This is a genomic window from Acinetobacter sp. X9 (assembly GCF_054889255.1).
This window is the reverse complement of record NZ_CM142679.1, coordinates 3749657-3769053: the sequence shown is the minus strand read 5'-3', so window position 1 is coordinate 3769053 and position 19397 is coordinate 3749657. Positions and strand designations below refer to the sequence as shown.

The window sequence follows — 19397 nt, the reverse complement described above, 5'->3', positions numbered from 1 at the left end:
CCGAAGCGCCTTTTTTTATAGATGTCTTATGCAGCTTCTACAGATTTAGCAAGTACTTCTGCAACTGCTTTAGCAACAGTGTAAACATTGTTCATGTTTAAACCTGCTACACAAATACGACCACTACGTACTAAGTAGATTGCATATTCTTCACGCAAGATATCAACTTGCTCAGCAGTTAAACCTGTGTAGCTGAACATACCTTTTTGGTTTACAAGGTAGCTAAAGTCACGGTCTGGTAATGCTTTAGTCAGTTCGTCTTTCAAGATGCTACGCATTTTAATAATACGCTCACGCATCTCTTTCACTTCACCTTGCCATTGTTGGTTAAGTTCAGCGTCATTTAACACTTCATCAACTAACCAAGCACCTGTTGTAGGAGGGCTAGAGTAAATACGGCGTACAGTCGCTTTTAACTGACCAAATGTGCATTGAGCAGCTTCTGCATCGTCACAAACGAAAGTTAAGCCGCCAACGCGCTCGCCATATAAAGAGAAGATTTTAGAGAACGAGTTGCTCACAATGAAGTTTAGACCCGCTTGGTCTAAAGCACGGATTGCATACGCATCTTCTTCCATACCATCACCGAAACCTTGGTAAGCGATGTCTAGGAATGGAATAAGGTTACGGTCTTTTAATACTGCAATTACTTGGTCCCATTGAGCTGGGTTTAAGTCAGCACCAGTTGGGTTGTGGCAGCATGGGTGCAATAACACAATGCTTTGCTCAGGCAAAGTTTTAAGTGTAGAAAGCATACCGTCAAAATCTACACCACGTGTTTCGTTGTCGAAATATGGGTAGAAATGAGTTTTGATGCCAGCGCCATTGAAAATCGCAACGTGGTTATCCCAAGTTGGTTGGCTTACCCAAACGTCTGAATTTGGAAAATAAGTTTTTAAGAAATCCGCACCAACTTTCAATGCACCTGAACCACCAAGTGTTTGGATGGTTACAGCACGGCCAGCTTTAACTGCTGGACTGTTTGCACCAAATAAAAGTGCTTGAATTGCTTCACGGTAAGGTTTGAAGCCTTCCATTGGCAAATAAAGTTTGGTTTTACCGTTTTTAGGCTCGATACGCTTTTGCGCTTCAATAATGGTCTCTAACTGAGGAACAATGCTGTCTTCGTTATAGTAAAGACCAATACTCAAGTTTACTTTTCCAGAACGAGTATCAGCATTGAACTGTTCCATTAAAGAGAGGATTGGATCGCCTGCGTATGGGGGGATATGTTGAAACATCAAAAAAGTCCTTTCATTCAACAATATGCATAGTGCTGGGTTTTTTCTGTCTCGAAAAATACGCCACAACTATGTCGATGCTCAATAATGTATCAATAAAGCTACCGTGAAGCACCTGATAATTTCACTAATATCGATATTTTCTGGATGAAAATGATAAAAAGATTTAAAAGAAATTACTGTAAATAGATACTAATTTATAACTCATGCTTTCATTCAAGCAGATTGTCTACAATCTTGCTGTAATACATTGGTTGTAGACTAAAGTTTGAAACAAAAGATTAGAGACCGAAAAGCAACTAAAAAAGTGCCATAAATCTATAGGTAAATTAATATTAAGTAACTGTTTTATATGTATTAATTAGAAAGTGGTTTAATGGTTTAAATATAAGGTGAGATAACAGGTCATACTATAAAAATTGACCTGATGCGTTCTGTAAAGTGTCAACAATCACCTTGATTTTTTTCATTCATACCGCTATAAAACTCATAATTGATTAAAAATTGTCGACAATATGCAAGATTTGACTTACGCACCAGAGCCATTACAAAGTCAGGGAAGAACACTGACCGAGAATGTATTTAAACAAATACAGACGGCGATTGTTTTGGGTCAAATTCCGGCAGGTAGCAAGATTTCTGAGCCTGAACTGGCTAGGACTTATGGCATTAGTCGTGGGCCTTTGCGTGAAGCGATTCATCGCCTTGAAGGGCAACGTTTGGTTGAGCGTACTGCACACGTGGGCGCGCGCGTGGTTTCGCTTTCACTGCAACAGTTTAAAGAGCTTTACCAGATTCGTGCGTCATTAGAAGGTTTAGCTTGCAAACTTGCGGCACAGCATATTGATAAAAAGCAAATTTTGGCGCTACGTGATGTCTTACGTATGCATGCCGAAGATGAAAACTTTAAAGCAGGTAAGGGATATTACTTACAAGAAGGACAGGACGATTTTCACTACTGCATTATCAAAAGTAGTGGCAATAAAACCCTAGAAAAAATGCTATGTGATGAGCTCTATCATCTCATCCGCATGTACCGAATTCAATTTTCAAACACACCCGATCGACCGAGCAAAGCTTGGGACGAACACATCCGTATTTTAGATGCAATTGCAGAAGGCGATGGTGAACTTGCCGAGCTGCTGATGCATCGACATATCAATGCTTCTTACAAAATTATTGAGCAAACACTGCTACAAGCACAAGGAGAACATAACAATGGCTAAACAATCCGCAGGTCAGCTATTTCGCGATGCAGTAGCCCAAGAAAAGCCATTACAAGTGGTTGGAACCATCAATGCCAATCATGCACTTTTGGCAAAACGTGCAGGTTATAAAGCGATTTACTTATCAGGTGGTGGTGTAGCCGCTGGTTCTTTAGGCTTACCTGATTTGGGAATCAGTAACCTTGATGATGTGTTGACAGACGTACGCCGTATTACCGATGTATGTGATCTTCCTTTATTGGTCGATGCGGACACAGGTTTTGGCGCTTCTGCATTTAACATTGCCCGTACGACAAAAGCACTGATCAAGTTTGGTGCTGCGGCAATGCACATTGAAGACCAAGTGGGCGCAAAACGTTGTGGACACCGTCCGAACAAAGCCATTGTGACTCAAGAAGAAATGGTTGACCGTATTAAAGCTGCGGTCGATGCACGTGGCGATGACAGCTTCGTGATTATGGCGCGTACAGATGCATTAGCAGTAGATGGCTTACAAGCTGCAATTGACCGTGCAGGTGCCTACATTGAAGCGGGCGCAGACATGTTGTTCCCTGAAGCAATTACTGAGCTTGATATGTACAAGCAATTTGCTCAAAAGACAGGCGCACCGATTTTGGCAAACATTACCGAGTTCGGTTCTACACCACTGTTTACCACTGAAGAGTTAGCATCTGCCGATGTAAGCCTTGCGCTTTATCCGCTTTCTGCTTTCCGTGCCATGAACAAAGCAGCCGAAACCGTATATGAAACCTTGCGTAAAGAAGGTACGCAAAAGAACGTGGTTGATATTATGCAAACGCGTAAAGAGTTATATGAACGCATTAACTACTATGCGTTTGAAGACTACTTAGACAACGCATTTGCTAAAAAGAAGTAAACCAACCCTCTTTTAAAAGAAGGGGGAAGCGATGGTCTTGGCTATCGTGAGGGCGGCATGGATGCCGCTACGTTGGACTGCGATATAGGGATATATCGTCAGACCAACAAGGATTTTTGCTTACTTTTCATCCGTGAAAAGTAAGGCGAACGGCAGGTTAATCCAAAAATGGATGAGAACTCGGCAAGAAGCTGTCGCGTTTTTACCCAAGTAAAAATTGAACAAACAACAAATTCTGGTTGATATAAAGGATGATTCTATGAGCTCAAATGAAACAACAACAGGCTTCAAACCAAAAAAATCAGTTGCACTTAGCGGACAAGTTGCAGGCAACACAGCACTTTGTACCGTAGGACGTAGCGGTAACGACTTGCACTATCGTGGCTATGACATTCTTGACCTTGCAGCGGGTAGCCAGTTTGAAGAAGTTGCTCACTTGCTCGTACATGGCAAACTACCAAACAAAGCTGAACTCAAAGCGTATAAAGCAAAATTAAAAGCACTTCGTGGCTTACCAGCAGCTCTTAAAACTGCACTTGAACAATTACCACCATCTGCACACCCAATGGATGTGATGCGTACAGGTGTATCAGTGCTAGGTTGTTTAACACCAGAACACGAAGACCACAATGAAGCGGGCGCAAAAGACATTGCTGATAAATTAATGGCAAGCCTAGGCTCAATGCTGCTTTATTGGTATCACTTCAGCAATAACGGTCGTCGTATTGAAGTTGAAACAGATGACGACTCAATTGCAGCGCATTTCTTACATTTACTTCATGGCGAAAAACCATCTGAAGAATGGATTCAAGCAATGCATACCTCTCTTATTTTGTATGCTGAGCACGAGTTCAACGCGTCTACATTTACCTCACGTGTGGTTGCAGGTACAGGCTCTGACATGTACTCGGCAATTACAGGCGGTATTGGTGCGCTTCGCGGACCTAAGCACGGTGGTGCGAACGAAGTTGCATTCGTGATTCAACAACGTTACGACAACGCAGACGAAGCAGAAGCTGATATCCGTAAGCGTGTTGAAAATAAAGAAGTCGTAATCGGTTTTGGTCACCCTGTCTATACAGTTTCTGACCCACGTAACGAAGTGATCAAGAAAGTTGCACACGACTTAGCAGAAGCACAAGAGAACACCAAAATGTACCTCATCGCTGAACGTTTAGAAGCCGTGATGAAAGAAGTGAAAAACATGTTCCCGAACCTCGACTGGTTCAGTGCAGTGAGCTATCACTTAATGGGCGTTCCAACTGCCATGTTCACACCGTTATTTGTGATTGCACGTACAGCAGGTTGGTCAGCGCACGTGATTGAACAACGTCAAGACGGCAAGATCATTCGTCCAAGCGCGAACTACACAGGCCCTGAAAACCTCGAATTTAAACCATTGGCGGAGCGTGGTTAATGAACACAAAATACCGTAAACCGCTGGCAGGAACCCAGCTTGAATATTACGACGTGCGTCAAGCCGTTGAAGATATTCAGCCAGGCGCATACGAGAAACTGCCTTACACCTCTAAAGTACTCGCAGAGCAATTGGTACGCCGTGCCGATGCCGAGAACTTAACTGCTTATTTAACACAGTTAATTGAACGCCGTCAGGACTTGGACTTTCCTTGGTATCCTGCGCGCGTAGTGTGTCATGACATCCTAGGCCAAACTGCTTTGGTTGACCTTGCAGGTTTACGTGATGCGATTGCTGACAAAGGTGGTGATCCATCTAAAGTTAACCCAGTTGTACCAACACAGCTCATTGTCGACCACTCTTTAGCAGTGGAATACGGTGGTGCTGACCCAGACGCTTTTGCAAAAAACCGTGCTGTTGAAGACCGCCGTAACGAAGACCGTTTCCACTTTATTGAGTGGACCAAAACTGCATTTAAAAATGTCGATGTGATCCCTGCGGGGAACGGCATTATGCACCAGATTAACCTAGAGAAAATGTCTCCGGTGATTCAGGCGCGTGATGGCGTAGCATTCCCAGACACTTGCGTAGGTACAGACTCACATACACCACATACAGACGCTTTGGGCGTAATTTCGGTAGGTGTTGGTGGCTTAGAAGCTGAAAACGTAATGTTGGGCCGTGCATCTTGGATGCGTCTGCCAGACATTATTGGTGTTGAGTTTGTAGGTCAGCGTCAGGCAGGCATTACTGCAACAGATATCGTACTTGCCTTAACAGAGTTCTTGCGTAAAGAGCGCGTGGTGGGTGCATACCTTGAGTTCTTTGGTGAAGGTGCTGACAGCATGTCTGTGGGCGACCGTGCAACCATTTCGAACATGACACCAGAATATGGCGCCACGGCTGCGATGTTCTACATCGACCAAAACACAATTGACTACTTACGCCTAACAGGCCGTGAAGATGCTCAAGTGGCATTGGTTGAACAGTACGCAAAAGAAATCGGCCTTTGGGCATCTGACATGACCAAAGCAGAGTATCCACGTGTACTTCGTTTTGACCTATCGACAGTCACACGTAACATTGCGGGTCCATCAAACCCACATGCACGTGTTTCAACTGCGGACCTAAAAGAAAAAGGCATTGCAGGTGTTGTTGAAAACCGTTCTGACGGCTTAATGCCAGATGGCGCAATCATTATTGCGGCAATTACCTCATGTACCAACACTTCTAACCCACGTAACACCGTAGCGGCAGGTTTGTTGGCACGTAAGGCAAATGAACTTGGTTTGGTTCGTAAACCTTGGGTGAAATCATCGTTTGCACCGGGTTCAAAAGCGGCTGCACTTTACCTTGAAGAAGCGGGTGTTCTAAAAGACTTAGAGCAACTTGGCTTTGGTATTGTGGCTTACGCTTGTACGACCTGTAACGGTATGTCTGGTGCGTTAGATCCAGTCATTCAGCAAGAAATTATTGACCGCGACTTGTACGCAACCGCAGTACTGTCTGGTAACCGTAACTTCGATGGTCGTATCCATCCTTATGCAAAACAAGCGTTCTTGGCATCTCCACCGCTTGTCGTGGCATATGCAATTGCAGGTACGATTCGTTTTGACATCGAAAAAGATGCGTTAGGTCATGACAAAGAAGGTAACCCGATTTACCTGAAAGACATCTGGCCATCTGACGCTGAAATTGATGCGTTAGTTAAAGAAGCCGTGAAACCTGAACAGTTCCGTAAAGTCTACATTCCAATGTTTGACTTGGGCGAAGTTGAACAAGCAAAGAGCCCACTTTACGACTGGCGTCCACAAAGTACTTACATCCGCCGTCCACCATATTGGGAAGGGGCGTTGGCTGCACCACGTACTTTGGCGAACATGCGTCCGCTTGCGATTTTGGGTGACAACATCACTACCGACCACTTGTCGCCTTCAAATGCGATTTTGATGGACTCGGCTGCGGGTGAATACCTTCACAAAATGGGCGTACCAGAAGAAGACTTCAACTCATATGCAACGCACCGTGGTGACCATTTGACTGCACAACGTGCAACATTTGCCAACTCGAAACTGTATAACGAAATGGTGGTGCGTTCAGACGGAACCATTAAGCAAGGTTCAAAAGCGCGTGTAGAGCCGGAAGGCGAAGTGATGCGTATGTGGGAAGCGATTGAAACCTACATGAACCGTAAGCAGCCGTTAATCATTATCGCGGGTGCTGACTACGGTCAGGGTTCAAGCCGTGACTGGGCTGCAAAAGGTGTACGCCTTGCAGGTGTTGAAGCGATTGTGGCAGAAGGTTTTGAGCGTATTCACCGTACCAACTTAGTGGGGATGGGCGTGTTACCTCTTGAGTTTAAACCGGGTGTAAACCGCAAGTCTTTAAAACTAGATGGTACAGAGCTTTATAGCGTGATTGGTAATATCGCGCCGCGTTCGACTTTAACTTTAGTGATTGAACGTGCTACTGCGGATGGTAAAGAAGAGATTCTTGAAGTACCTGTGACTTGCCGTTTAGATACAGAAGAAGAAGTTTCTGTATATGAAGCGGGCGGTGTATTACAGCGTTTTGCGCAAGACTTTTTAGAAGGTCAAGTGGCTTAATACCTTAGTTAAAAATAATTGATATTGTTTTAAAAGCCCCGCTTTAGAGTGGGGTTTTTATTTGTTTATACGTAGCTTATTAATTATAAAAAATGACTGTATATATTATATTTTTTTAAATTATTTTGTTTTTGTCATCAAATTCTCTTTAACTTACATTAAGATACGCGGCTCTTACACTTAAATATAAATCACAATAGATTTCTTGGAAAATATCAATGCGTAACTTACTCATTATTTCAATTTGCTCTCTTATATTAACTGCTTGCGGGACTATGCCTTATGTAAGTACAGAATATCCTTTACGTGCAGGCTTAATTCAACCTGTAAAAGTCGTTGGCAAGGCTGATGTGACCAATGCTCAAACTTCAGATGACCGAGTGATTGTATATTCTTATATGGGAACAAAACTGGACTCTAGCATTAAGGCAATTACAGAAACGATGGTACAACAGACTCAAAAGGAACTATTAAAGAATGGTCAACCTGTTGATGGTAATGGATCGAAATCGATTGCGATTAAAGTAAATTCATTACGTAGTACCTACACCAATCTGCTTTTCTGGCGCAGTAAAATTAAATTCGAAGTGACTTTAGGAAATGGACAAACTATTCCATTTACAGTTCCTCATACGAGTGGTGTGTTAGTACAAGACTTAAATGGATGTATTGCAGAGGGGGTAATGACTTTACTCAATGATGCACGTGTAAGAAGTTATTTAGCAGAAAAATAAGAATATAAAAAAAGCCCGACATCCTGTCGGGCTTTTTCGTATTTGGTTGCTAGATATGACTCCTGTCGTATCTCACGCTCCTGGTGCTTGAACCTATTATTGTTGTTTTGTGTTCCGGAACATCCTGTTCCTGTATGAGTTCATATTAGAAAAAAAGCAGAGGATAGCCAATCGGCTAAATCCCTAAATCTATGTAAGATAAATCGTACAAATAACATTTTTTGCATTTATGCCATCATCATCGGGCGAAATGGACAATTGACATTCACTTTAAGTGGGTTATATTCCTGTTTAATATATATACGATTATAGGAATGTAATCATGGTAACAGCTGGCGAAAAACCCGGAACAGGCTTCTATTTCTGTGCTCAGTGCGGACATCGAGTGTTTTTAGAAATTAACACTGACCCTTTACCACCTTGCACGAAATGCTACTGCACACAATTTAAACGTTAAGAATGAAATAATATTTGCGTTCGCATTTAACAAAAAGCCCTGTCACCTGATGGGGCTTTTTGTTAATTTAAAATTAAGACTTATATAACAAGACCCGTGATGGGCATGAAAAGGAAACCGTTATGGAAACAATATTAGGTTTATGTATTGGCGTGGGGCTGAGCGCTGCCTGCGGTTTTCGCGTGTTTGTGCCGCTACTGGTCATGAGCATTGCCACTATGATGGGATGGTTTGAGCCATCAAAAGGTTTTGAATGGTTAGCTCTGCCATCGGTGTGTTTGGCTTTAGGCGTGGCAACGGTGTGTGAAGTTGCAGCTTATTATATTCCTTGGGTCGATAATGCTTTAGACACAGTCGCAACCCCTGCGGCCATGATCGCGGGTACGTTAGCAACAATGGCGGTGAGTAGTGGAGAAATGTCTCAGTTTGCCAGTTGGGCGGCAGCGATTATTGTCGGTGGTGGCACGGCTGGCGTAGTGCAAATGAGTACCGTTGCTGCACGTGGTGTTTCAACTGCAACCACGGGTGGCTTAGGGAATTTTGTTGTCGCTACAGGGGAGTGGATTGGAGCAATCTTACTTTCGGTTTCGGCCATGTTAGTGCCTGCACTTGTTGCTGTAGTGGTGCTGATTGCGGTTATTTTAGCGGTACGTTGGATCCGTCATAAAAAGCAAGAACAGGCGCATAGTCCTCTATAGGTTTAGCCTAAACATCACTTTAAATAGCAATAAAAAAAGCCCAACATCCTGTTGGGCTTTTTCGTATTTGGGTACTAGATATGACTCCTGTCGTATCTCACACTCCTGGTGCTTGAACCTATTATTGTTGTTTTATGTTCTGGAACATCCTGTTCCTGTATGAGTTCATAATAGTAAAGAAGTAGGGTGTCGCCAATCCGCAAAATCCCTAAAAGTTTGTAGGATAAAACGTACATTGAAACATGGTGTGAGGCATTTTGTAGTTACAACGGGGGCGAATAGACGGGGCTTACTTTTATATCTAATCATTTAAGATGTTAAGAAGAATAAGAGTTGCTATTGATAACAATATGTTATGTTTAAGTTTGGTTGTAAAAAGAACAATTTTATCGGGAGTACTCAATAAATGACCGTTATGTTGGTAAAACCTCATTTAAGGTTTAAAGAGAGCTATAACAACTATATTAATGAATTAGCAGATGAAGATCGTCACCCTTTGACAACGGAGTTTGACCATACAAATTTTGAATCATTTTTGAATAAACTGAGAGATTATGAAAAAGGGGAATCCCTAGAAGAAGGGCATGTTCCTAACATTACATATTGGTTAGTAGAGGATAATGAAATTATTGGCGCGTCTAACTTGCGAATTAAACTCAATGAACAGATTGAATATTGTGGTGGACATATTGGTTTAGGTATTCGTCCATCTAAACGTGGACAGAATTTTGGCTCGAAATTGTTAGAGCTTACAATTCAGGAGGCATGGAAGCTAGGCCTAACGGAGTTACATATACATTGTTATAAATCTAATTTAGCTTCTGCAAAAACTATTCAAGCAAACAATGGTCGCCTTCACTCTGAAATTACTCTCAACCAAGTGGTTCAAAGGTATGTTGTGAATAGAACAATATAAGAATTTTCTTTTAGGTTATTTTTAAATGGCAATAAAAAAAGCCCGACATCCTGTCGAGCTTTTTCGTATTTGGTTGCTAGATATGACTCCTGTCGTATCTCACGCTCCTGGTGCTTGAACCTATTATTGTTGTTTTGTGTTCTGGAACATCCTGTTCCTGTATGAGTTCATATTAGGAAAAAATTGGTAAGTCGCCAATCCGCAAAATCCCTAAAAGTTTGTAGGTTAAAACGTACAAGATCGTCTTTTAATTTATTATTATGTTCTCATGGCTTGTTTTAAATCGAGATATATCCATGCTAAGTGGTTGTGAAAAATGTGATGAATGTGGAAGCCAATACTTAAAAAGTAAATCTAGCATGGCATCCTTGTGTCCTGAATGCGCCTCTATAATTTATGGATATACAAATTGTAAGCATGTCTTTAAAGAGGGGCGTTGTAAACATTGTTATTGGGATGGCAGTACAACCACTTATATTGAAGATTTAAAGAAAAACTCATAAAAAATTTAGGACTCCTATTTATTCTTATTTTCTCTCAGCCTCTGTGCCACAACAGACTTTAATTTTTTGCGCTGATTTAAAGTAAAACACCATCGCAACACAGAGATAAAGGAGCTAAGCCAAACGCTTAGCCCAGACTACTTTTGTCACACCGCTGCATGAAGCTAAAAAGTAGGGGCAAAGTCCTGTGGGAGAACAGGACTTTGCAAACTGAAAAACCATAGCTACCTAGAACCAAATTTAAAGCCAAAATAGGTTTATAAATTGTCATATTATTCTCATAATGATTTATATCTATGAGTAGAATAAAAATATAATTAGTTTTGAGGTTTAAAATAATTTTTAGGTAATAATTAATCCTTCCATCTATGTAGGAAAATATAATAATTAAATTTTTAAAATAAAAATAATTTATAAATTAAAAAACTAGGCAATAGAAAACCTAAATTTTAAATAAATAAAATGATTAAGTAGAAGAGGAAATAAGTTTGAAAAATGTCATGGTCAACTCCTTAAAATTATGGAGTCCTACCACCAGATTACCGCGAATTAATTTATGGTGGTAGAACGAAAGGGGGTTGACAGACTGGGATCCATGGAACCAGCACGCACGGGGCGTCCCCCATCCGTCCTACCGCAAAGAAAAGGGGACGCAAGGGTCTAACGACTTATAGATTGTACTATAACCCGCCGTGGATCAACGGTCTGTCAAAACCGACTGGCAATGTGGCCAGCAACGAAATAATAATCGGTGATTTTAATTACGTCAATTTAATATTTAAAATATTTTTGATTTAATAATAAATCTAAATGTATTTTTAAATAAAAATATTATTATTAACTTTTTATTTATATTCGATGAGAAAAAATAATAAATATAGAAATATTTTGCCAGTTCTAAAAAAGAACTTGACTGTTAAGATCTATTTTTGTCGTTTTTATAGAGATAAGAATGGAACGAGTTGTAATAACAGGTATGGGAATCAACTCCTGTATTGGAAATACATTAGAGAAAGTAACCGACTCCTTAAAAGCAGGCCGCTCAGGCATTCGCTATAACGATGTCTATGCACAATTGAATTTTCGAAGCCATGTGAGCGCCACAGCCGAAATGGATTTTGAAAATATTGATCCAGAATTAAAAAAACACATGGGCGTTTGTGCCATGTATGCATACAACTCAGCGGTCGATGCGCTACAACACGCTGAGCTTGATGCAACTGACATTGCTAATAACTCAAAATATGGCGTGATTGGGGGAACAGGCGGCAGCTCGACAGCTTCCATTATCGACATGCTGCATAGCTTAAAAGAAAAAGGCGCAAGCGGAGTATCACCTGATTTAGCACCACGCTATCTTACAAATACGGTGAGTTCTAACTTAGCAAATGCTTTCAACCTAAAAGGTATATCTCAATCCATTGCAAGTGCCTGCGCTACTTCAGCCGACGCAATTGGTTATGCATTTCATCTTATTGCCGCTGGTAAACAAGACTTAATGCTGGCGGGTGGCGGCGAAGAAGACCATTGGTCCCAAACAGCAATATTCGATGCGATGGGGGCTTTATGCTCTAAATATAACGATGCACCAGAAACTGCTTCACGCCCATATTCAGTAGATAACGATGGCTTTGTGATCGCTGGCGGCGGTGGCATGGTAGTTTTGGAATCTTTAAGTCATGCCCAAAAGCGCGGAGCAAAAATTTTGGCAGAAGTGGTTGGGTACGCTGCCAATAGTGACGGTGTCGATATGGTTGCCCCAAGTGGCGAAGGCGCGACTCGCTGTATTAAGCTAGCACTCGCAGAAGCCAAACAAAACGGCTGTGAAACCATCGACTATATCAACACGCATGGCACTTCAACGCCAGCAGGAGACATTCCCGAACTATTGGCCATAGAGCGAGCTTTTGGTGGCGAAAAAGTACCGCCACTCAGTTCGACCAAGTCGATGACTGGACATAGTTTGGGGGCAGCAGGTGTACACGAAGCCATTTATTCTATTTTAATGCTGCAAAATAACTTTATCGCGCCAAGTATTAATATTACCGAGCTACGAGAAGAAGCTAAAAGTTTTGATATTGTTCAAAAATGCAGAGAAACCGAACTAAAAACAGTCATGAGTAATAGCTTTGGTTTTGGTGGCGTAAATACTTGTCTGGTTTTTAGAAAGTGGGAAGGGTAATTTAAAACTCAGAATATATATGGGCTTGAGAAAAAGAATAAATTTAGAAAGTTAAGAAAAGCGTAATTGATTACGCTTTTTCTCTCATAAGACATAGTTTAAGCAGCTTGAATAGCTTCACCACAAAAGGAGACAGTTTCTTGTTTATGCTGGTGTAAGTACCAGAACTGCTCTGCAATAGTTTCTGGATGTACCGTGTAGGTCTTATCTTGTGCTCCAGATGTCCCATCAACGAAACCATTCACAATCACTTGGCTCACGTAAACATTTGAGTCAGCAAGACTATGAGCAAGTAAATTGGTGGTTTTGTATTGAGCGGCAGCGGTGGTTGCTAAGGATGAGTACTCTTTAGCAACCAAGTCGATACCCACTGCATCGAAAGCAAAAATTCCGTTTGTCGATAAAATGCTACCGTGGTTCTTCTCTAAATCGCCTAAGCAAGCTTGTACCGTCGCAATATAGCTCGAAACACGAATATGAAAGCTTTTGGTGAGCTCTAGTGGAGGGGTTTTTAGGATATTACCTTCAATATCATGGAAAGCATTCCAATGAATATTTTTAATCTCTCCTAATCGGTCTTTAATACGATTAATAAGATTTGGTATATCTTCAAGAACCGCTAAATCACATGCAAAAGCGTAAGCTTCAATACCTTGTGTTTTAAGTTCTAAAATGGCTTTTTCGAGTTTTTCAGCATTACGTGCCACTAAACCGATTTTATAGCCTTCTTTACCAAATTTATGTGCTACGGCTTTGGAAATACCTGTTCCATAACCAAAAATTATAATATTGTTGTTCATTATAAAGTTCCAAAAAACCAATCATTTGGTTAGAAATAGTTTATAATATGTTTTTATAATGTATTCAAGCGCAAAAGTTATCTCTAAGAATAGTGCCCAAAGAATAAAAATGCTTAAAAGTGGGGATTAGGGAGTCAGCTTTACATGAGTTATTCGGCTAAACATGCGCTATTGAAAGAATTATTAGTTTGACTTCTCCATGGGTCTGTCATAAATTAATTGGAATGATCGTTCTTGTTAGGTCTGTTTTATGCGAACCAAAGAATTTGAAACTGATGATATTGCTGATGCTGCAATGCAGGTTTTTTGGCGCCGTGGTTATGCTGCAACTTCAGTTCAAGACTTGGTTGACGGTACGGGGCTATCTAGAAGTAGCCTTTACAGTACCTTTCAAAACAAACAGGGTCTTTATCAAACAGCGTTACAGCGCTATGAACTTTTAACTACACTTAATAATGTGAAGCTGTTATCTGGTTCCGGTTCACCGAAGGCACTTATTCGACAATTACTGGTAAATGTGGTCGAAGATGAGCTGAATGATTCAGAACACAAAGGCTGCCTCGTTGCAAATGCTTGTTTGGAACTGGCTGGACATGATGAAGATGTCTCTCAATTCGTTGTAACTAATCTACAGAAACTACAACATGCTTTAGAAAATTTATTAATTAAAGCTCAACAATCTGGTGAAATTGCTTCTACTCAAAACCCGCGTGCGTTAGCAAGTTTCTTTCTAAATACTATGCAAGGTCTGCGTGTTTTAGGGAAAGGCAGTCCTCATGAACAAAGAAAGCAATGTTTAATGGATGTGGTCGAGGTTGCTTTAAACGTTTTATAAAACTCATTTAAACCTTAACTATGGTTGAGCTGGATAGTTAAGGTTTTTATTTAACTTAAATTGGAATGATCATTCCAGAATAATGATTCTAGTTCACATGGAGAACAAATGCCTTCGTACCCTACTAACCTTATAAAACAAGCTTATAGCGATGCAGAGCAGAGTAAGTACGCTGTAAAAGAATGTGAGTGTAAACCTTTATGAATATTAAGAGTGATGGAACATCTCATCAGCTAACTAATGAATTCTCTACTCAATTACCGATTTGGAAATTGTTGGCTTTTACAGTTGCAGGCTTTCTGACCATTATGACAGAAACCATGCCAGCAGGGCTTTTGCCCCAAATCAGTCAAGGCTTACATATTTCAGAAGCTTACGCAGGGCAGCTTATTGCAGTATATGCCTTAGGTTCGGTTCTGGCGGCAATACCGCTGATTAGCCTTACTCGTAGTTGGAATCGGAGACCCTTATTACTCAGTGCGATTGCAGGGTTACTTTTATTTAATGCAATTACGGCCTTATCAAATGATTATATTCTGACTTTGATTGCTCGTTTTATTGCAGGGATGGCAGCGGGTGTTATTTGGGGGCTTTTAGCAGGTTATGTAAGACGCATGGTCTCTGCATCGTATCAAGGTCGAGCTTTAGCAGTTGCTGGCGTTGGGCAGCCAATTGCTTTATCAATTGGTGTGCCTTTGGGTGCATGGTTGGGAACGCTGTTTGAATGGCGCGGCGTATTTTGGATCATGTCTTTATTGGCATTAGTTTTATTTGTCTGGATTCGTTTTAGTATTCCTGATTTTGCGGGACAATCAGTACAAAAAAGATTGCCCATTTTAAAAGTTCTTTTAATGCCGGGTATTAGAGCTGTTTTAGCAGTCGTCTTCCTTTGGATATTGGCTCATAGTATTCTTTATACCTATATTTCACCATTTTTGGCCTCTACAGGGCAGCTATACAAAGTTGAGACTATCCTGTTTATATTCGGCATTTCTTCAATTGTAGGCATTCTCATTACAGGCATGTTTATCGATCGTTCATTAAGAAAAATAACGCTTTTAAGCTTATTTATCTTTGCAATCGCAACAGCACTATTAGGTGTTTATAGTTCTTCAAGTTTTATCGTACTGGCGGGTGTTGTGTTATGGGGAGTCACTTTTGGTGGGGCTCCAACACTATTACAAACAGCTCTGGCAAATACTGCGGGACATGAAGCAGATGTAGCACAGTCGATGTTGGTCACGGTATTTAACCTTGCTATCGCATTTGGTGGAATGATAGGTGGGGGACTGCTTGAAAGTTTTGGAGCAGCTTCTTTTCCGTGGTTTATGCTAGTTTTTGCCCTGATTGCGTTATGTACTGTTTACTATGTCCGTAAACATGGTTTTATTTCTTCATAAAAGATTTTTGCCCTTCATGGTTAAAAAGTGAAGGGTGACTTAATTTTTATAGCTTGATGTACTGTCACTCAAAATAATTAATAACTTGGTAAAATAAACCGAAAAATAAAAACAAAGTGGAATTTAAGTTTAACTAATTATAAGTAAATGGAAATAAATTCTTTTAAATTTATCTAATGGCGTAAAAATTCCCAGAAATATTAAAAATTAGCTTTTCTTAGAAAAACAATCCCGCAGGGTGCTGGCTAAACTATATCTCAAGGGTGTGATAGGGATCGAAAAGAGTAGCATGCACCAAAATGTATAACGTTAGTGTGTACTCACCCAAAAGGTCTCGATTCGGCTTAGGACGCTATAGATCAAAAGTTTATAGGCATAAGGTTCTAACTTACAAAGTTATAATTGTTGAAGTAAACCATAGATGTTTTCCCTTGACACCCTAAAAAATTCTCTATAATAAAAACGATACTTTACAAGAATATAATTTATGAATAAGCCTTATCTTTCCACCTTGCCGCATGACAGTCAAATCTCATCCCAATTGAACAATGCCTACTTCCACGACTCGTGGAGCATTGTGCTTGGTCAACCTGACCTGAATGTATTTGAGCAGCTTATTAAACTGTTCCATCACACTCCACAGTGGGTAGAGTGGAGCATGAATATGCGTAATAAAATTACTTCAAAGATTGGGCTTAAGGATTTAGGAAGTTTTAAGCAAATTGATACTCATAAAAAAGAAAATGAGTATGTCGCAGGCGACCGAATTGGAATTTTTACCTTGTTGCAGCGTACAGAAAATGAATTAGTGATTGGAGACGATGACAAGCATTTAAATGTGACTTTATCTATATACAAGAATGAAAAGACCAAAGTGCTTACCGTAACCACAGTGGTACATATTAAAAATTGGCTTGGGCGATTGTATATGCTACCTGTAATTCCTGCCCATCGAAAAATAGTACCAGCGACTTTACAGATTTTAGGTTAGAACACTCTTTTTATTTACGGTGCGATCAACCAAAATCGTTTATATACTAATCTTATTATCAATTGCGAGCTGGATAATATGGAGAATAAAAACCAGAATCGGCAATGTGCCGTTTGCAGCAAGAATTTTCCATTAAAAGATCTAGTATCTGGTGAAGTCATTCGTAATGTGATTAGTGATGAAATTTTAAAAGACCATCCAGACTGGAGTTACTCAAGTTTTATTTGTCGGGCTGACCTGGCAGATTATCGAATTAAATATGTGCAGTCGCTATTACGCTCAGAAAAGGGCGAACTCTCTAATTTAGAAAATGAAGTGATTGGCAGTATGCAACGCCACGAGCTAATTAGCCGAAATACAGAGTCAGATTTTGATCAGAATTGGACATTTGGAGAAAAGTTAGCAGATAAGATTGCGACATTTGGTGGTAGCTGGCCTTTTCTCATTTGCTTTGCTCTATTTTTGACAGGTTGGATTATTCTAAATACGGTAGTGATGGTAATCCGTCCTGTCGATCCTTATCCCTTTATTTTGCTGAATTTAGTATTGTCATGCTTAGCTGCAATTCAGGCACCTATTATTATGATGAGCCAAAACCGCCAAGAAGCCAAAGACCGCTTACGTTCTCAACATGATTATCAAATTAATTTAAAAGCCGAACTTGAAATTCGCCATTTGCATGAAAAAATGGACCACCTTTTATCGCATCAATGGGAAAGGCTTGCGCATATTCAAGAAATTCAGCTTGATCTTTTAGCTGAAATGAATAAAAAACGATAAAGATTTTCTGAGTTTCACGTGGAACATGAGTAGAGCGTTATAGATTATTTTGCGGTAGGTTCGAAATTTCTTTATGATTTGCCGCCATGCTCCATTGCTGTTTCTACGACCATGCCTTTAAACGACAACTTTGTTTACGCTCCACCACAAGATCCGCTTTCAATTTTATTTGAAGATGACGATTTAATTGTGGTTGATAAACCTGCGGGTTTGTTGTCGGTCATGGGCCGTTTACCAGAGCATCATGACAGTGCTTATTTACGGGTGTTAGAAAAATTCCCTTTAGCGAAGGTCACACATCGTTTAGATATGGCGACATCAGGCTTACTCATATTTGCCAAGCATCGCGATGCAGAAGTAGCGGTAAGTAAAATGTTTCAGGCCAGAACAGTTAAAAAGCATTATATTGCTTTGGTGCAAGGCCAAGTCACACAAGAGGGCAGCGTAGAAGTTCCGCTCATTACTGACTGGGAAAATCGCCCAAGACAAATTGTACATTTTGAATTAGGCAAACATGCTAAAACCTTGTTTCAACCGTTGGTTTATGATGAAAAAACAGATCAAAGTCGAGTGTTACTTGAACCTGTAACAGGGCGTTCACATCAGTTACGTGTCCACATGATGCATATAGGACATCCGATTATGGGGGACAAGTTATATCACCCTGAGCCTAAACGTTTTCACTTAAACCGTATGGCCTTACATGCCGCATATTTGGCTTTTCAGCATCCATTGAAAGGAACAGATGTGGTCATTGAATCGCAAGTGCCTTTTTAAAATTTATATACAATTAAAAATTCAATTTGGTGCAATTGGGAACGGAATATATACCCAAACTGCAATAAAAGTCGGGTATTCTAAGTCCGAATAATATTAATACTGCGACAACAACAAGGATCACTTTATGACTCGTGACTACGAACAATTTCCAGATGACGATAACGGCAATGTACTTTGGCAAATGGCTGAAGATGGGGATGATTTAACCGAGCTGCATGAAATTGAATTTTCTATTGCATTTCAAGATCAAAAAAATGCAGAGCAATGTGCACTCTATTTACTTTACCAAGAACAAAAAGTTTCACTTTTCCAAGATGACTCTGTTGAGCCAAACGAGTGGGTGATCACCATCTTCGTGAATATGGAACCTGAGTATTCAGACATTGTTGACTTAGAGCAATGGTTTGCCAGCATCGCTGAAAAATTTCAGGGCGAATATGACGGATGGGGCTGTATGGCCTATGTCTTTGAGGAAGAAAGTGAAGAAGACGACCTCTTACAATAAGGTCTAAAAAGAGTAGGAGATACTCATGAACTTATCTCAAAAACAAATTGCGGTACGGTTTTTAGAACTTGCTGCAGCAGGCGAAGTTGATGAAGCCTACAGCAATTACACTGCGCCTAACTTCAAGCATCACAACCCTTATTATGCGGGTGATGCAACTTCGTTGAAGGAAGGTATGCGTGAAAGCGCGGCTGAAAATCCCAATAAAGTCTTTGATGTCCAACATGTCATTGAAGATGGGACTTTGGTTGCCGTACATTCGAAACTTGAAATGCAAATGAATGACAAACCTACCATTTTGGCTGTGGTTCATATTTGTCGTTTTGAAAATGGAAAAATTGCTGAGCTTTGGGATATCGGGCAAATGCAGCCTGAACCGCTTGTGAATGAAAATGGCATGTTCTAATAAAAAGCCCGAAATAATTCGGGCTTTTTATTTTATAGATGAA

General features: G+C 40.5%; 18 protein-coding genes and 2 pseudogenes. 16 read left to right on the top strand and 4 right to left on the bottom strand.

Annotation, left to right across the window (positions count from 1 at the left end; genetic code table 11):
- Positions 1-26: 26 nt before the first annotated feature.
- Complete coding sequence (locus ACYU0V_RS17950; protein WP_005309021.1) at positions 27-1241, bottom strand: amino acid aminotransferase; 1215 nt, start codon at positions 1239-1241, stop codon at positions 27-29.
- Between the two features lie 335 nt (positions 1242-1576).
- Positions 1577-1711, bottom strand: a pseudogene (locus tag ACYU0V_RS17945) (hypothetical protein).
- Positions 1712-1756: 45 nt separating this feature from the next.
- Between ACYU0V_RS17945 and ACYU0V_RS17940 the strand changes: the two are divergent.
- The 8 genes from ACYU0V_RS17940 to ACYU0V_RS17905 all read left to right on the top strand — a co-directional run bounded on the left by ACYU0V_RS17940 (position 1757) and on the right by ACYU0V_RS17905 (position 10172).
- Positions 1757-2467, top strand: coding sequence for a GntR family transcriptional regulator (locus tag ACYU0V_RS17940; RefSeq protein ID WP_014208068.1), 711 nt, complete (start codon positions 1757-1759; stop codon positions 2465-2467).
- On the top strand, positions 2460-3344 hold the full coding sequence (gene prpB / locus ACYU0V_RS17935; protein WP_004706036.1) for a methylisocitrate lyase: 885 nt from the start codon (positions 2460-2462) through the stop codon (positions 3342-3344). Before ACYU0V_RS17940 ends, prpB begins: the two co-directional genes overlap by 8 nt.
- Positions 3345-3603: 259 nt before the next feature.
- On the top strand, positions 3604-4761 hold the full coding sequence (prpC, locus tag ACYU0V_RS17930) for a bifunctional 2-methylcitrate synthase/citrate synthase (protein WP_004795430.1): 1158 nt from the start codon (positions 3604-3606) through the stop codon (positions 4759-4761).
- The gene (gene acnD / locus ACYU0V_RS17925) at positions 4761-7367 is read left to right on the top strand and encodes a Fe/S-dependent 2-methylisocitrate dehydratase AcnD (RefSeq protein WP_461848500.1); all 2607 of its coding nucleotides are present in this window, start codon (positions 4761-4763) and stop codon (positions 7365-7367) included. The genes prpC and acnD overlap by 1 nt, the downstream gene beginning before the upstream one ends.
- Positions 7368-7585: 218 nt before the next feature.
- Positions 7586-8101, top strand: coding sequence for a hypothetical protein (locus tag ACYU0V_RS17920; protein ID WP_063097886.1), 516 nt, complete (start codon positions 7586-7588; stop codon positions 8099-8101).
- 322 nt (positions 8102-8423) lie between these two features.
- Positions 8424-8558: a zinc ribbon-containing protein gene (locus tag ACYU0V_RS17915; protein ID WP_001983336.1), complete on the top strand. Its 135-nt coding sequence runs from the start codon at positions 8424-8426 to the stop codon at positions 8556-8558.
- Between the two features lie 122 nt (positions 8559-8680).
- Entirely contained in the window at positions 8681-9256 is a 576-nt protein-coding gene (locus tag ACYU0V_RS17910) for a DUF4126 domain-containing protein (RefSeq protein ID WP_086354728.1), read from the top strand.
- A 406-nt stretch (positions 9257-9662) separates the two neighbouring features.
- The gene (locus ACYU0V_RS17905; RefSeq protein ID WP_151283533.1) at positions 9663-10172 is read left to right on the top strand and encodes a GNAT family N-acetyltransferase; all 510 of its coding nucleotides are present in this window, start codon (positions 9663-9665) and stop codon (positions 10170-10172) included.
- A 630-nt stretch (positions 10173-10802) separates the two neighbouring features.
- Here the strand turns inward: ACYU0V_RS17905 and ACYU0V_RS17900 are convergent.
- Positions 10803-10887: pseudogene (locus ACYU0V_RS17900) on the bottom strand (hypothetical protein); the annotation flags it as partial.
- Between the two features lie 740 nt (positions 10888-11627).
- On the opposite strand from ACYU0V_RS17900, the gene ACYU0V_RS17895 reads away from it, so the two are divergent.
- Positions 11628-12857 carry a beta-ketoacyl synthase N-terminal-like domain-containing protein gene (locus ACYU0V_RS17895; RefSeq protein ID WP_461848496.1) on the top strand — a complete coding sequence of 410 codons (1230 nt, stop codon included), beginning with the start codon at positions 11628-11630 and terminating at the stop codon, positions 12855-12857.
- Positions 12858-12955: 98 nt separating this feature from the next.
- Here the strand turns inward: ACYU0V_RS17895 and ACYU0V_RS17890 are convergent, their stop codons facing one another.
- Complete coding sequence (locus ACYU0V_RS17890) at positions 12956-13657, bottom strand: SDR family NAD(P)-dependent oxidoreductase (protein WP_033850933.1); 702 nt, start codon at positions 13655-13657, stop codon at positions 12956-12958.
- Between the two features lie 250 nt (positions 13658-13907).
- Here ACYU0V_RS17890 and ACYU0V_RS17885 point away from each other — a divergent pair, with 250 nt between their 5' ends.
- The 7 genes from ACYU0V_RS17885 to ACYU0V_RS17855 all read left to right on the top strand — a co-directional run bounded on the left by ACYU0V_RS17885 (position 13908) and on the right by ACYU0V_RS17855 (position 19354).
- Complete coding sequence (locus tag ACYU0V_RS17885; protein WP_417891171.1) at positions 13908-14492, top strand: TetR/AcrR family transcriptional regulator; 585 nt, start codon at positions 13908-13910, stop codon at positions 14490-14492.
- 200 nt (positions 14493-14692) lie between these two features.
- Positions 14693-15892, top strand: a complete 1200-nt coding sequence (locus ACYU0V_RS17880) for an MFS transporter (protein ID WP_461848493.1) — start codon at positions 14693-14695, stop codon at positions 15890-15892.
- Positions 15893-16379: 487 nt separating this feature from the next.
- Positions 16380-16883: a DUF2867 domain-containing protein gene (locus tag ACYU0V_RS17875; RefSeq protein WP_461848491.1), complete on the top strand. Its 504-nt coding sequence runs from the start codon at positions 16380-16382 to the stop codon at positions 16881-16883.
- 78 nt (positions 16884-16961) lie between these two features.
- Positions 16962-17663, top strand: coding sequence for a DUF1003 domain-containing protein (locus ACYU0V_RS17870; protein ID WP_461848490.1), 702 nt, complete (start codon positions 16962-16964; stop codon positions 17661-17663).
- 111 nt (positions 17664-17774) lie between these two features.
- Positions 17775-18440 (top strand): RluA family pseudouridine synthase, encoded by a 666-nt coding sequence (locus tag ACYU0V_RS17865; protein WP_461848489.1) that lies wholly within the window; start codon positions 17775-17777, stop codon positions 18438-18440.
- A 127-nt stretch (positions 18441-18567) separates the two neighbouring features.
- The gene (locus tag ACYU0V_RS17860) at positions 18568-18948 is read left to right on the top strand and encodes a ribonuclease E inhibitor RraB (protein ID WP_004706008.1); all 381 of its coding nucleotides are present in this window, start codon (positions 18568-18570) and stop codon (positions 18946-18948) included.
- Between the two features lie 25 nt (positions 18949-18973).
- Positions 18974-19354: a nuclear transport factor 2 family protein gene (locus tag ACYU0V_RS17855; RefSeq protein ID WP_461848487.1), complete on the top strand. Its 381-nt coding sequence runs from the start codon at positions 18974-18976 to the stop codon at positions 19352-19354.
- Positions 19355-19397: the final 43 nt, after the last annotated feature.